The sequence below is a fragment of the Pseudomonas sp. 1L-B-1-E-C1 genome, assembly GCF_057291835.1.
In genome coordinates this window covers 32,233-46,858 of the sequence record NZ_JBXAWN010000002.1, presented here as the reverse complement: position 1 = coordinate 46,858, position 14,626 = coordinate 32,233, and the positions used below count along the sequence as shown (strand labels likewise).

The window sequence follows — 14,626 nt, the reverse complement described above, 5'->3', positions numbered from 1 at the left end:
CGCCTCCTTATGGGGTTTCGATGCGCCGCTGCAGCAGGTTGATCAGCAGCAACAGGACGAAGGAAACCACCAGCATCAGCACGCCGATGGAGGTGGCGCCGGTGTAATCGTACTGGTCGAGTTTGACCATGATCAGCAGCGGCAGGATTTCGGTTTTCATCGGCATGTTGCCGGCGATGAAGATCACCGAACCGTACTCGCCGACACCACGGGCGAACGCCAGAGCGAAACCGGTCAACCACGCCGGCAGCAGCGCCGGCAGCAGAATGTGGCGGAACACCTGTAATGGTTTAGCACCGAGGCAGGCAGCCGCCTCTTCGACTTCACGGGGAATATCGGCCAGCACCGGCTGCACCGTGCGTACCACAAACGGCAGGGTTACGAAGGTCAGTGCGAGGGTAATGCCCAGCGGCGTGTAGGCGATCTTGAAGCCGAGGTCGGCGGCGAACTGCCCGACCAGACCGGTCGGCGTATACAGCGCCGTCAGCGCGATGCCGGCGACTGCTGTAGGCAGGGCGAAAGGCAGATCGATCATCGCGTCGATCACCTTGCGTCCGGGGAAGGTGTAGCGCACCAGCACCCAGGCCAGCAACGTGCCGATGATGCCGTTGATGATCGCCGCGCACAGTGCGGTGCCGAAGCTCAGCTTCAATGCTGCCAGCACCCGCGGTGCGGAGATGATCGTCCAGAACTGATCCCAGGTCAGCTGGGCGGCGTGGACGAACATCGCCGCCAGCGGGATAAGCACAATCAGGCTGAGGTACACCAAGGTGTAACCCAGCGTCAGCCCGAAGCCGGGTATGACGGGGGAGATACGACGCGACATAAAAGTCCCTGGTTAAAAGCATTCCGCTGAACGCACCAATGTGGGAGCGAGCTTGCTCGCGAAGAGGGAGTATCAGCCAACTCTACGTCGGCTGACACTGCGCTTTCGCGAGCGAGCTCGCTCCCACATTTTCCGCGCCTGGCTTCAGGCTTGATGTGTGGCTGAAGTCAGATTACTGCGCCTGATAAATCTGGTCGAACACGCCACCGTCGTTGAAGAATTTCGGCTGCGCGGATTTCCAGCCGCCGAAGTCCTTGTCGATGGTCACCAGTTCCAGTTTCGGGAACTGCTGGGCGTACTTGGCGGCCACGTCCTTGTCACGTGGACGATAGAAGTTTTTCGCAGCGATTTCCTGGCCGGCCGGGCTGTACAGGTGCTTGAGATAGGCTTCGGCGATCTGCGCGTTGCCCTTCTTCTCGGCATTCTTGTCGACCACGGCCACTGGTGGTTCGGCGAGGATCGACAGCGAAGGTACGACGATATCGAACTTGTCGGCACCGCCGTCTTCTTTCAGCGCCAGGAACGCTTCGTTTTCCCAGGCCAGCAACACATCGCCCTGACCGTTGTTGACGAAGGTGATGGTCGAACCACGCGCACCGGTGTCGAGGATCGGCACGTGCTTGAACAGGGTTTGCACGTATTCCTTGGCCTTGGCTTCATCACCGCCGTTGGCTTTCAGGCCATAGGCCCACGCGGCGAGGAAGTTCCAGCGCGCGCCACCCGAAGTTTTCGGGTTCGGCGTGATTACTGAAACGTCGTTCTTGACCAGATCGCCCCAGTCCTTGATGCCTTTCGGGTTGCCCTTGCGCACCAGGAACACGATGGTCGAGGTGTACGGCGTGCTCGCTTCCGGCAGACGCTTCTGCCAGTCGGCCGGCAGGGTCTTGCCGAGCTTGGCGATTTCATCGATGTCGCCGGCCAGGGCCAAGGTCACCACGTCAGCACGCAGACCGTCGATCACCGCACGACCCTGCTTGCCCGAACCGCCATGGGATTGCTGGATTTTCACCGTGTCGCCAGCATGATCCTTCTGCCAGAACTTGATGAATTCGGCGTTGTATTCCTGATACAGCTCGCGCGTCGGGTCATACGACACGTTGAGCAGCTCGTAATCCTTGGCAACGGCGGAACCGGCAAACACGGCACTGGCCAGCGCGGCCAAAGCGTAACGGCGAATCGACGACATGGTGAAAGCTCCTGGAATTCCTGGTGGTGGCTTTTTCTTATGTATTGCGGAAATTGTGGTGCCGTTTCAAACATCGCAGCCTGCGGCAGCTCCTGCGCACAGCCCCCTGTAGGAGCTGCCGCAGGCTGCGATCTCTTGACCTTCAGCTCAGCCCGGTTGTTTGCCCGGTTGCTGCAAACGGAATTTCTCTTTGCGTTCGATCTGTACGACTTGCGCGTTGTGCACAGTGATCTCCACCGCGCCGAACCGCAGATCGCGCAGGGCGCTCTGGATTTCACGCAAGATGGTGCTTTCGTCCTGACCGTCAACGCTGCGAAGGGATGCGCTCATGGTGCTGCTCCTTTGAAGGGGTTTTGCCTGGCAGTGGGCGGCACTGCGTTCGGCGTGGGAGCAATATAAGAGAGGCACGGATATTCTTAAAAAGACTATTTAAGAATGTTTATATAACCAGAAATGTTTATCTGCCCGCACAAGGGGTTGCAGCCTGTAAAAGCAAAAAATCGCAGCCTGCGTCAGCTCCTGCACCGGCCCCTGTAGGAGCTGCCGAAGGCTGCGATCTTTCGATCTTTCAACCAATCACAGGTGCTCTGGCCCAATCGATATCCTGCACTGGCACCGGTCGCCCAAACCAATACCCCTGCCCCAGATCACACGCCTGCCCACGCAAAAACGCCGCCTGCTCAACCTGCTCGATCCCCTCGGCGTGCACCTGCATGCCCATGCTCCGCGCCAGCGCGATGATCACCCGGACAATCGCCACGTCATCCTCGTCCCAGGGCAACCCGGCAACAAAGCCCTGATCGATCTTGAGTTTCTGCACCGGCAGGCGCTTGAGCCGCAGCAGCGAGGAATAGCCGGTGCCGAAATCATCGATGGCCAGGCGCACACCCAGCTCACGCAAATGGTGCATTTGTTCCAGCGCCACTTCCGGATCGTCCATCACCGCGCTTTCGGTGACTTCCAGTTCCAGATAGCCCGGATCCAGTCCCGTGTCGTGCAGTGCCTGCGCCACCTGCTGGTAAAGGTCGCGTCGGGCAAACAGGCGCGACGAGACATTCACCGCGACGAACGACAGCACCACGCCGCTTTGCTGCCATTGGCACATCTGACGACAGGCCTGCTGCATCACCCAGGCATCGATGTCGGCGATCAGACCGGTGCGCTCGGCAATCGGAATGAATTCCGCCGGCGACACCAGGCCGCGCTGTGGATGCTGCCAGCGCACCAGTGCCTCGACGCCGATCAGACGGCTGCTGTGCAGGTCATGCACCGGTTGGTAATAAACGCGCAATTCCTGCTGCTCCAGCGCGCGGCGCAGTTCGAAGGCGATTTCGACCCGTTGCTGGGCGTGTGCGGTCAGCTCTTCGGTGTACAGCGCGTAACCGTTGCGCCCGCTGCTTTTGGCCTTGAACAGCGCGCTGTCGGCGTTGCGCAGCAACTGCTCGGCGCTCAAGGCATCGCTGGGAAACAGGCTGATGCCGATACTGGCGTTGATAAACAGTTGATTGCCGTCAATCAGCAGCGGCTCCTTGAACGCGTCCAGAATCCGCTGCGCCAATGCCGCCGCCTGCGCAGGCTGTGGACAACTTTCCGCGAGCACCGCGAACTCGTCTCCACCCAGCCGCGCCAAGGTGATGCCGGGGCCGACCAGCTCCTGCAAACGCTTCGCCACCGCTTTGAGCAAGCGGTCGCCGACGTTATGCCCGAGGCTGTCGTTGATCATCTTGAAGTGGTCGAGATCGAGCAGCAGCAGCGCGCAGCCCCGCTTGTGCGTCTGCGCCGACGCCAGCGCCTGCTCGGCGCGATCGCTGAACAGCAGGCGATTGGGCAGATCGGTCAACGGATCGTGATGCGCCAGGTGTTTGAGCTCGGACTCGGAATCCTTGATCGCACTGATGTCGGAGAACACCGCCACGTAATGGCTGAGCCGGCCGAAATCATCGTGAATCACCCGGATCGTCTGCCACTGTGGATAAATCTCGCCGGTCTTGCGCCGGTTCCAGATCTCGCCGCTCCATTCACCTTCGGCCTCGAGGGTGGCGAACATCGCCTGATAGAACCCCGGCGGATGGTGGCCGGACTTGAACAGACTGGGCTGCTGGCCGATCACCTCATCGCGCCGATAACCGGTGATCTCGATGAAAGCGCGGTTGACGTGGACGATCAGGCCCCGGTGATCGGTGACCAGTACGCCTTCGCGGGTGCAGTCGAACACGGCGGCCGCCTGACGCAGGCGCTCGCGGTCGGTGTGGCGCTCGCGCAAATGTGCACCGATGCCGAGGAATCGGCCCACACGCGCCCGCGCGAGAAAAATCAGCCCGGCGCTGGCCGCGGCCAGCAGATAACCGTTGATCAGTTGCCAACGGGCCAGCTCACCGGAGTCATCGAAGAACTTGCTTAATAAATGATCAGTTACTTGCAGCCACACGGCGGCCAGTACCAGATAGAGCAGCGCTGCACGCAAGGCATCGCGGTAAGTCGCAGGCATTCGGTCGTCCATGTCCCTACAAAAAGGTTGGAATTATAGGTCAAGAAACATTCAGCGACTTCTTATCTGAAAGGGCGACTGGTTTTATCTGTGTGCTTAGTGATAATGCAACGGCTGTTTTTATCTTTATCGAGGGCCCTATAGCCTATGTGGTACGAAGGTTTTCTTGGCTTGTCGGCCTGGTCACTGGTCGCGGTCACCCTGCTGATGACCCATGTGACGATTGTTGCCGTCACGGTCTATCTGCACCGTTATTCGGCCCACCGCTCGCTCGAGCTGAATGCGGGTCTGAAGCACTTTTTCCGTTTCTGGCTGTGGCTGACCACGGCGCAGAACACCCGCGAGTGGACCGCCATCCACCGCAAACACCACGCCAAATGCGAAACCGAAGATGACCCGCACAGCCCGGTGATCAAGGGACTGTCCACGGTGCTGCGCACCGGTGCCGAGCTGTACCGCAGCGAAGCGCAGAACTCGGAAACCCTGCGCATCTACGGCAAGAACTGCCCGGAAGACTGGATCGAACGCAACCTGTACAGCCGCTATCCGCTGCTGGGCGTGGCGATCATGGGTGTTATCGATCTGCTGCTGTTCGGCACCATCGGTATCACCATCTGGGCGATCCAGATGATGTGGATTCCGGTGTGGGCCGCCGGCGTCATCAATGGTCTTGGCCATGCTGTCGGCTACCGCAACTTCGAGTGCCGCGACGCGGCGACCAATCTGGTGCCGTGGGGCATCCTGATCGGCGGCGAAGAACTGCACAACAACCATCACACCTACCCCAACTCGGCCAAGCTGTCGGTGAAGAAGTGGGAATTCGACCTCGGCTGGGCGTGGATCAAGGTCTTCTGCTTCCTGCGCCTGGCCAAGGTGCAGCGGGTCGCGCCAGTCGCCCACCGCGTCGAAGGCAAAGGCAGCCTGGACATGGACACCGCCATGGCGATCCTCAACAACCGCTTCCAGATCATGGCCCAGTACCGCAAATTGGTGATCGGCCCGCTGGTCAAACAGGAACTGGCCAAGGTCGATCATTCGGTGCGCCACCAGTTCCACCGGGCCAAACGCCTGCTGTCGCGGGAAACCAGCCTGCTGGAAGACCGTCATCACCTGCGCATCCAGACCATGCTCGAACACAGCCAGGCGCTGAAAGTCATTTACGAAAAACGCCTGGCCCTGCAGCAGATCTGGGTCAAGACCAGCTCCAATGGCCACGACATGCTCGCTGCCATCAAGGAATGGATTCACGAGGCCGAGGCCAGTGGCATCCAGTCGTTGCGTGATTTTGCCGATCAGTTGAAAACCTACTCGCTGCGTCCTGCGGCGGTCTGATCGGGCACTGGCTGCGATCTTCTGATTCCGAGAATCAAGAGATCGCAGCCTCGTTGCACTCGTCAGCTCCTACACCCTCGCCGCCTGGCGGGACTCGGTAATGGCCGGGAACTTCGCCGAAAATCCCCTATCTCAAAGACACTTCGCCATCTCCGGCGGGTTGTCCTGTGGCCGTTGTCGACATTGCGGCGCGCCCTTTGAGATCTGTGCCGATGGTCAACAACAACCAGAAAGACACATCCTTCACCCAATGGCCCGAGGCCGCGCAAACGCTGATGGCGCTGATGCACGCGCAAGGTGAAGTCGCGCGTCTGAGTGAACGCGAACAGTTGATCAGTTCGCTGCTGGTCAGCGTCAACGCCGTGCTCTGGGCCTTCAACTGGGAAACCCGGCAGGTGCTGTACGTCAGCCCGGCGTATGAACGAATCTTCGGCCGTTCCGCCGCGCTGTTGCTGGCTGACTACAACCAGTGGCGTGACAGCATTTATCCCGATGATCTGGAGTACGCCGAACAGAGTCTTGCCGAAGTCCTGCACCGAGGTGCGGTGGAAGATCGCGAGTACCGCATCATCGCCGCCGACGGCCAGGTGCGCTGGCTCAGCGACAAATGCTTTATCAATCGCCAGGACGAGCCTGGGCAGCCGGTGATCATCGTCGGCATCGCTGAAGACATCACCGACAAAAAGCACATGGAAACCGAGCTGCAACGCCTGGCCACAACCGACGTGCTGACGCAAAGCAGCAATCGCCGCCACTTCTTCGAATGTGCCCACCGCGAATTCGCCGAGGCCCGCCGCCAGGGCACACCGCTGGCCTTCCTGCTGCTGGACATCGACGATTTCAAAGTAATCAACGACAGTTACGGCCATCCGGAAGGCGACAACGTCCTGCAACGGATCGCCGAATGCGGGCGCGGCTCATTGCGCCGTGGCGATCTGTTCGGACGGATTGGCGGTGAGGAGTTCGCTGCGGTGTTCCCCGGCTGTGCGCCGGAGATGGCCGTGCAAGTGGCGGAGCGACTGCAGCAGGAAATCCAGCGACTGCGCTTCAACCACGACGGCCAGCCGTTCAGCATCACCGTGAGCCAGGGCCTGACCAACCTCACCGACGAAGACAAGAGCCTCGACAGCCTGTTCGCCCGCGCAGACGCGGCGATGTACGAGGCGAAGCGGCAGGGCAAGAACCGGATTATTGCGGCCTGATCCGGTTTTCACACCTGGTGCTGTACCTGTGGGAGCAAGCCTGCTCGCGAAAGCGTTTTGTCAGTGAACTCAGAGGTGAATGACACACCGCCTTCGCGAGCAGGCTCGCTCCCACATTGGAATGGGGTGATCTGTCATTTGCGCATCCGCATCAACTCCGGCAAGCCGATCTTCAGCAACCGCGCCGTCCGGCTCTTCGCCAGTTCCTCGACGCCTTCATGCTCGGTCAGCCGCGCCATCTGCGCCGCCATGTTCATCACCAGCGCCTCGCGACTGTAAACGCCACCACCGAGCTGGTAGACCGAAGCGATCAACTCGCGCAACTCCAGCGGCAGCCGCCAGCGAGTTCTCAATGCCGAGCCGTAAGAAGCGGCGAACTTCGCCAACGCTTCACCGACCTCTTCCAGCTCGTCCAGCTCGCCGCCGGCCTGCTGCCATTCCTGCAAGCAGCGCAGCAGCGCCAGATCGCCGAGTCGATGCAGCATGCCCGCGCAATAGCAGCGCTCCTGATCCAGATCGAGCAATCGCGCCAGCGTGCGGGCATATTCCGCCGTGTGCAGTGACAATTCCCAGTAGCGCTCGGCGTAGTCCGCCAGGCATGGATCGCTGAGCCGGGCGCTGCGTTTGAGCGCCAGCCCGAGTATCAGGTTCATGCTCTGCCCGGTGCCGAGTCGCTGCAGCGCTTGCGCCAGCGTCTGCACTGGCGCGCCATGGTGCTGCGCAGCACTGTTGGCGGCCGCGATCAGTACCGCGGTGATCTGCGGATCGGTGCGAACCTCTTCCTCCAGCAGTCTCAGGTCCAGCCCTTCGGGATTGAGGCTGCGCTTGACCGCCACTTGCACGTCGGTCATCAGCGGCGCGCCATCGGCCTGCTCGCGACGCCGTTCCAGAAACACCGACAGGGTCATGCCCGGCGCCATTGCCGGCACTTCGCAGACCACGGCTTCGCCGGCGTTGAGCAGCAAACCCTGCAAGCGCTCGGTCAAGCCTTCCATGTTCAACGGTTTGGTGAGGTACGCCGTCGGCGCCAGCGGAATCGCTTCGCGCACGCTGGCGCTGTCGTTGCGGCTGCTCATCAGAATGAACGGCAGCGGCGGATTGCGTTTGCGCTGGCGCACACTGCGCAGCACATGCAGTCCATCGATGCCGGGCAGCTCCCAATCGACGATGGCCAGGTCATACGGCACCTCGCCGAGCAACGACAGCGCCTGCTGGCCATCGGCACACAGATCCAGGCGCGCATCGCAGCGCACGTTAAGCAGCACTTGTTTGAGCAGGTCGCGAGACCAGGGGTCGGCCTCGGCAATCAGCACCCGGGGTACGGCGGGTAAATCAACGGCAGTCATGCGCGCTCTCCTTGCAATGCCTGAACCTTAGCCAATGCCGGGCATTCGTTACAGCGCAAACGCGACCGATGTGTTTCAAGGGGCGTAAAAAAACCCGCCGAAGCGGGTTTTTGTCGAGCAGGTCACACCAACGAATCAGAGCTCGGAGAAGCACTCTTCGATGATCGCCAGACCCTTGTCCAGTTGCTCGTCCGGCGAGGTCAGCGGGACCAGCACGCGCAGCACGTTACCGTAAGTGCCGCAGGACAGCAGGATCAGGCCCTTGTCACGCGCCTTGGCGACAACTGCCGCTACAGCGGTCGGGTTTGGCTTGTGGCTGTCGCCGTTTTCGAACAGCTCGACCGCGATCATCGCGCCCAGCGCGCGCACTTCACCGATCACCGGGTACTTGGCCTGAATGGCCTTCAGGCCGGTGACCAGACGCTCGCCGACAGCCTTGCAGCGGTCCAGCAGTTGCTCTTCTTCGAACACTTCCATCACGGCCAGCGCAGCGGCGCAAGCGATCGGGCTACCAGCGTAGGTGCCGCCCAGGCCACCCGGGGCGATGGCGTCCATGTACTCGGCCTTGCCGCACACGCCGGCCAGCGGGAAACCGCCAGCGATGGACTTGGCGAAGGTGGTCAGGTCGGCGGCAACGCCCATCTGCTCCATTGCGAAGAAAGTGCCGGTACGGCCAGCGCCGGTCTGCACTTCGTCAGCGATCAGCAGGATGCCGTGCTGGTCGCACAGCGCGCGCAGACGCTTCATGAATTCCTTCGGCGCGACGTAGAAACCACCTTCGCCCTGCACCGGCTCGATGATGATCGCGGCGATGTCTTTCGGCTCGGCGTCGTTCTTGAAAATACGTTCGATCGAAGCGATCGAATCGTCGATGCTCACGCCGTGCAGCTCGTTCGGGTACAGCGCGCGGAAGATGCCGCCTGGCATCAGGCCCATGCCCGCCGAGTACGGCACGACTTTACCGGTCAGGCCCAGGGTCATCATGGTGCGACCGTGGTAAGCGCCGGTGAACGCGATCACGCCAGCGCGGCCGGTGGCGGCACGGGCGATCTTCACGGCGTTTTCCACCGCTTCGGAACCGGTGGTGACCAGCAGGGTTTTCTTGGCGAAATCACCCGGCACCTTGGCGTTGATTTTTTCGCACAGCTCAACGTACGGCTCGTAGGCCAGCACCTGGAAGCAGGTGTGGGTCAGCTTGTTCAGTTGTTCGGTTACGGCGGCAATGATTTTCGGGTGCACGTGGCCGGTGTTCAGTACCGCGATACCGCCGGCGAAGTCGATAAACTCGCGACCTTCAACGTCGGTCACGGTGGCGTTCTTTGCCGACTCGGCGAAGATCGGATGAATCTGGCCAACACCACGTGGAACAGCTGCGGTACGGCGGGCCATCAGTTCAGCGTTAGTCTTGCTCATTACAGTCCTCATTCGCCGCTCATCGGGCGGCGTGGTTCAAGGATGAAGCGGGAGGAATCGACGGTGGCAGCATGCGATGATCGACTGCCACGGCGTTCCCGGCCGCAGAGAAAATTCCGTTTTGAAACGACGCAAAGGGTCAGCGCTCTCGTGCCCTTTGCGTTTGCAGCGATCCCATTCCCGGCTTAGATGCCCAGGCAGAGGTATTTGATTTCCAGGTAATCTTCGATGCCGTACTTGGAACCTTCACGGCCCAGGCCCGAGGCCTTGATGCCGCCGAACGGCGCGACTTCGTTGGAGATCAGCCCGGTGTTGACGCCGACCATGCCATATTCCAACGCTTCGGCGACACGGAACACACGGCCGAGGTCGCGTGCGTAGAAATACGAGGCGAGACCGAATTCGGTATCGTTGGACATGGCGATCACTTCCGCTTCGTCTTTGAAGCGGAACAGCGGCGCCAGCGGCCCGAAGGTTTCTTCCTTGGCCACGGCCGCGTTTTTCGGCACGTTGGTAAGGATGGTCGGCTCGAAGAAGTTGCCTTCCATCGCCTTGCCGCCCGCCAACACGGTCGCGCCTTTGCTCACGGCGTCAGCGATGTGTTCCTGAACTTTGGCCACGGCTTTTTCGTCGATCAACGGGCCGGTGGTGGTGCCATCTTCCAGACCGTTGCCGATCTTCAGTTTGGCCACAGCCACTTTCAGCTTCTCGGCGAACGCATCGTAGACCGCGTCCTGAATGTACAGACGGTTGGCGCAGACGCAGGTCTGGCCGTTGTTGCGGTATTTGGAGATGATCGCGCCTTCGACGGCCTTATCCAGATCGGCGTCGTCGAATACGATGAACGGCGCGTTGCCGCCCAGTTCCAGCGAGACTTTCTTGATGTCCTTGGCGCATTCGGCCATCAACTGGCGACCGATTTCGGTCGAGCCGGTGAAGGACAGTTTGCGCACGATCGGGTTGCTGGTCAGCTCGCTGCCGATGTCGCCGGCGCTGCCGGAGACCACGCTGAACACGCCCGCCGGAATGCCCGCGCGCTGAGCCAGTTCGGCCAGGGCGAAAGCGGAGAAAGGGGTTTGCGAAGCAGGCTTGAGCACCATGGTGCAACCGGCGGCCAGCGCCGGGCCGGCCTTACGAGTGATCATCGCCGCCGGGAAGTTCCACGGGGTGATCGCGGCAGTGACGCCAATCGGTTGCTTGATCACGATCAGGCGCTTGTCCGGCTGGTGGCCCGGAATCACGTCGCCGTAGATGCGCTTGGCTTCCTCGGCGAACCACTCGATGAACGAAGCGGCGTAAACGATTTCGCCCTTGGCTTCGGCCAGCGGCTTGCCCTGCTCGAGGGTCATCAGGCGCGCGAGATCGTCCTGGTTCTCGATCATCAGCTCGAACCAGCGACGCAGCTTGCCGGCACGCTCCTTGGCGGTCAGTGCACGCCAGGCCGGCAGCGCCTTGTCGGCGGCCTCGATGGCACGGCGGGTTTCAGCGGCGCCCATCTTCGGCACGGTGCCGAGGATTTCGCCGGTGGCCGGGTTGTTGACCTTGATCGTCTGACCGTTGTCCGCATCGACCCAAGCGCCATCGATGAAGGCTTGCTGGCGGAACAACTGGGTGTCTTTAAGCTGCATGTCGGCTTTCCTTAACAGCACCGCGGCCTGCGCGGAGCAAATTATGATTGTAGAAAGGCGCCTCGCAAGGCTGCCGTCAGGGAAATCAGTGAGCGGATTGTGGCGCATCGACAGTGCACGTCCGGGCGCACCAGCGCTGCAACATCCCGTCAACGAGCGTTTGAAATCTCAAACGGATCGTAGGTTCAAAGGGGGTAAAGGACAATAGGTCGTTCGAAAAAAAGAACAAAAATGCCGCTTTTCAGATCAACGCAACCAAAACCCTTGCCGCAGGAAAAACCTTAGATCAACCCCGCCAAAGCGCCAAGCGAGGGTTTTGCAGGACGTTACCGCTTTAAGGAATGCAGCGATTTCGCGCCGACACGCACACTGACAAAACCCGCCAAACCCGGCATGGACGCCCCGAGCCGACCTAGGTATGATGTCGCCCGCTGCACCAGTAGCTCAGCTGGATAGAGTACTGCCCTCCGAAGGCAGGGGTCGTGGGTTCGAATCCCGCCTGGTGCACCATGAATCAAACGAGAAAGCCCCGGACTGTGATGGTCCGGGGCTTTTTTGTGGGCGATGACAAGATCGCTGGAAGGCCGTCACTCCGTCGTCCAGTCAAACTCATCATATTCATCGTCGTCATCTCCCTCCTCCTCAACCTCGTCAAACACCTCGTCTTCTTCAACGAGGTCTTCTTCCGGCTGATTCAGCAGAAATTCCTTACGTGTCTCGGTTACTGCACGCCGCATTTGTTCGCCCTTCTCCGGGCAGTTGAGTAGCTGGGCGATGCGGTCGATTTTTGCTGCCACGGTGTCCTCCAGCGCATTGGCAATGGCTCGATAGTGCGCGTTTTCGCGGGGCAATGCCAAATGGCTGGGGATTCAGGGCAATCAGCCGCCCGGGAGCGGCCGAACCTCAGCGGTGATAACGCCGCACCGCGCTGCTGTTGCGCAGCACATGGCCTTTGATTTTTTCCATCAACTCGGTGCGGGTCAGGCCGGCAGGCAGGGCGTCGGGGGCGAGGTCGAGGGCGTAGATCTGGATGATGTAGTGGTGCGCGCTGTCGCCCACGGGTGGGCATGGGCCCATGTAATGGGTATTGCCTTTGCTGTTGGTGCCGCCGACGCCTTCGAGGGCAGACTTGGCGCCGACGCCGGCCGCGACCTGGTGGGTGGTGGATTTGATGCCGTAGTGAATCCAGTGATCGACGCCCAGGCCTTTCTGGCCGTCCGGGTCGTGCATGACGATGGCGTAGCTCTGGGTTCCAGCCGGGCCGGCGTTCCAGCTCAGCGCCGGCGACTGGTTCTTGCCACCGCAGCCAGGCGCGTCGCTGGCAGCGGCCGAGGTGAACAGACGGTTATCCGACACGCCGGGAATGCTCAGGGTGAAGCGCTCCTGGGCCTGCGCCGGGAACTGCACGCAAAGGGTCACGGCGATGGCCGCCAGCCATGGGTTGAGAGAGGTCAATCGGGTCATTCCGGGAGCACCTTGTGCAGTGAGGCCGTCGTCGGCCCGCAAACTATAGCTGTACCGTTCGTGCCTTGGCAGTAGCAAATGGCTGAACCTCGCGCGGCGGCCTCAACTCACAAGAGAAATGCCAGCGAGGAAGCCGAAGATGTCCCTGCACCGTGTCGCCCGTTTCGCCGATGTCCCGCAAGACCGTGGCCTGCAAGTCGAAATCGGCGACTGCAAGATCGTCCTGCTGCGTGCCAACGGAGAGTTGCGGGCGTTTCAGGGCCTGTGTCCACATGCTGGCGCGCCGCTGGCCGAAGGTGCGTTGTGTCACGGAAGGTTGATCTGCCCTTGGCACAAAGCCGCGTACCGCGCCGAGGACGGTGGCCTGTGCGAGCCGCCGTCGCTGGACAGTCTCAAGCGCTATCCACTGGAGTTGCGCGGCGAAGAGATCTGGGTCGATGACCAGCCCCTGCCCGATCCGCACACCCCGCCGGCCGACGACCCCAGAACGTTCGTGGTGGTCGGCGCTGGCGCCGCAGGCACGGCTTGCGCGGCGGCACTGCGCGAGAAGGGTTTTGGCGGGCGCATCGTGCTGGTCGACGGCGAACCGGATGCCGGCTACGACCGCACGGTGTTGAGCAAATTTGTGCTCGCCGGGGAGATGTCGCCGAAAGAGGTCCCGCCCCTGCGCGATGAGGCGTTCTATCAAGCGCAACGCATCGAACGCGTGCAAAGCGAAGTCAGCGCACTCGACGCTCCGGGCAAAACCCTTCATTTGAACAATGGCGCAATCCTGCGCTACGACGCCGCGGTTCTTGCCACGGGTGGCGCGCCCAATCCGCTGAAGCTGCCCGGCGGTGACCTGGCCAACGTTTTCGTCCTGCGGTCCAAATCCCAGGCTGAACAGATCATCAACGCCGCTCAACCGGGCCAGCGCGCGGTGATCATCGGCGACAGTTTCATCGCCCTCGAATGCGCGTCAGCCCTGCGCGAGTACGGCCTCGACGTCACCGTCCTGGCCCGCCATGCCGTCCCGTTTGCCAAGCAATTCGGCGACGCCGTGGGCAAGGCGATTCGCGCGTTGCACGAAGAGCACGGGGTGAAGTTCATCAGCGAGCACGAGGCTACCGAGATCTTTGGCGAAGACAAGGTCGAGGGCGTGCTGCTCGACAATGGCCTGCGTCTGGCGGCGGATCTGGTTCTCGCCGGAGTCGGCGTGCACCCTGCTACCGAGGCATTTGGCTCACTGCCCAAGGAAGAAGACCAATCGTTGCGTGTCGACGACGGCATGCGCGTCCGCGATGGTTTATGGGCCATCGGCGATATCGCCACGTTTCCGCTGAGCGGCCAGCCGACCCGCATCGAGCACTGGCGCCTGGCCCAGCAACATGCGCGGATTGCCGCCGCCAACATGCTGGGCGGCGAGGAACATTATCTGGATGTGCCGTTTTTCTGGACGTACCACTTCGGCAAGAACTACGACTATCTCGGTCACGCGGCAGAATGGGACGAGGTCGAGCTCAACGGCGAGCCGGAAAAGCCGCCGTTCATTGGCCTGTTCGCAAAAGACGGCATCGTTGTTGCGGCGGTGGCGTGTGACAAGCAACGCGCGATGGCGCTGCTGGCCGAGCGAATGAAGCAACCTCTGCGGATGAAAGAGGCCTGGACGCTGATTCAGGCCTGACACCGGTCCTGTAGGAGCTGCCGAAGGCTGCGATCTTTTGACTGTTAAAAACAAGATCAAAAGATCGCAGCCTCGTTT

Annotated in this window: 12 protein-coding genes and 1 tRNA gene; 4 read left to right on the top strand and 9 right to left on the bottom strand. The window is 61.3% G+C overall.

Annotated features, from left to right (window positions below; genetic code table 11):
• Window positions 1-7: 7 nt before the first annotated feature.
• The 4 genes from cysT to dibA all read right to left on the bottom strand — a co-directional run bounded on the left by cysT (window position 8) and on the right by dibA (window position 4,500).
• Window positions 8-826, bottom strand: a complete 819-nt coding sequence (cysT, locus tag AC0Z4S_RS03925) for a sulfate ABC transporter permease subunit CysT (protein ID WP_007952818.1) — start codon at window positions 824-826, stop codon at window positions 8-10.
• Between the two features lie 172 nt (window positions 827-998).
• The gene (locus tag AC0Z4S_RS03920) at window positions 999-2,012 is read right to left on the bottom strand and encodes a sulfate ABC transporter substrate-binding protein (protein ID WP_064361638.1); all 1,014 of its coding nucleotides are present in this window, start codon (window positions 2,010-2,012) and stop codon (window positions 999-1,001) included.
• A gap of 147 nt (window positions 2,013-2,159) precedes the next feature.
• Window positions 2,160-2,342, bottom strand: coding sequence for a sulfur starvation response protein OscA (gene oscA / locus AC0Z4S_RS03915; RefSeq protein WP_007917682.1), 183 nt, complete (start codon window positions 2,340-2,342; stop codon window positions 2,160-2,162).
• 238 nt (window positions 2,343-2,580) lie between these two features.
• Entirely contained in the window at window positions 2,581-4,500 is a 1,920-nt protein-coding gene (gene dibA / locus AC0Z4S_RS03910) for a phosphodiesterase DibA (protein WP_485622128.1), read from the bottom strand.
• A gap of 147 nt (window positions 4,501-4,647) precedes the next feature.
• Here dibA and desA point away from each other — a divergent pair, with 147 nt between their 5' ends.
• A complete protein-coding gene (desA, locus tag AC0Z4S_RS03905) occupies window positions 4,648-5,832 on the top strand; it encodes a delta-9 fatty acid desaturase DesA (protein ID WP_485622127.1) in 1,185 nt (394 codons plus the stop codon).
• 212 nt (window positions 5,833-6,044) lie between these two features.
• Window positions 6,045-7,034, top strand: a complete 990-nt coding sequence (locus AC0Z4S_RS03900) for a GGDEF domain-containing protein (protein ID WP_071174022.1) — start codon at window positions 6,045-6,047, stop codon at window positions 7,032-7,034.
• A 134-nt stretch (window positions 7,035-7,168) separates the two neighbouring features.
• Here AC0Z4S_RS03900 and AC0Z4S_RS03895 read toward each other — a convergent pair whose 3' ends face one another.
• From AC0Z4S_RS03895 to gabD, 3 genes are all read right to left on the bottom strand, one after another.
• Window positions 7,169-8,380: an HDOD domain-containing protein gene (locus AC0Z4S_RS03895; protein WP_485622126.1), complete on the bottom strand. Its 1,212-nt coding sequence runs from the start codon at window positions 8,378-8,380 to the stop codon at window positions 7,169-7,171.
• 135 nt (window positions 8,381-8,515) lie between these two features.
• Window positions 8,516-9,793: a 4-aminobutyrate--2-oxoglutarate transaminase gene (gabT, locus tag AC0Z4S_RS03890; protein ID WP_003220503.1), complete on the bottom strand. Its 1,278-nt coding sequence runs from the start codon at window positions 9,791-9,793 to the stop codon at window positions 8,516-8,518.
• A gap of 185 nt (window positions 9,794-9,978) precedes the next feature.
• Complete coding sequence (gene gabD, locus AC0Z4S_RS03885) at window positions 9,979-11,421, bottom strand: NADP-dependent succinate-semialdehyde dehydrogenase (RefSeq protein ID WP_024011131.1); 1,443 nt, start codon at window positions 11,419-11,421, stop codon at window positions 9,979-9,981.
• Between the two features lie 433 nt (window positions 11,422-11,854).
• Between gabD and AC0Z4S_RS03880 the strand changes: the two genes are divergently transcribed.
• Window positions 11,855-11,931, top strand: a tRNA-Arg gene (locus AC0Z4S_RS03880).
• A 77-nt stretch (window positions 11,932-12,008) separates the two neighbouring features.
• Here the strand turns inward: AC0Z4S_RS03880 and AC0Z4S_RS03875 are convergent.
• The gene (locus AC0Z4S_RS03875; protein WP_263471648.1) at window positions 12,009-12,278 is read right to left on the bottom strand and encodes a hypothetical protein; all 270 of its coding nucleotides are present in this window, start codon (window positions 12,276-12,278) and stop codon (window positions 12,009-12,011) included.
• Window positions 12,279-12,324: 46 nt separating this feature from the next.
• Window positions 12,325-12,885, bottom strand: coding sequence for a YbhB/YbcL family Raf kinase inhibitor-like protein (locus tag AC0Z4S_RS03870; protein ID WP_485622124.1), 561 nt, complete (start codon window positions 12,883-12,885; stop codon window positions 12,325-12,327).
• 139 nt (window positions 12,886-13,024) lie between these two features.
• Here AC0Z4S_RS03870 and AC0Z4S_RS03865 point away from each other — a divergent pair, with 139 nt between their 5' ends.
• On the top strand, window positions 13,025-14,548 hold the full coding sequence (locus AC0Z4S_RS03865; RefSeq protein WP_485622123.1) for an FAD-dependent oxidoreductase: 1,524 nt from the start codon (window positions 13,025-13,027) through the stop codon (window positions 14,546-14,548).
• Window positions 14,549-14,626 lie beyond the last annotated feature (78 nt).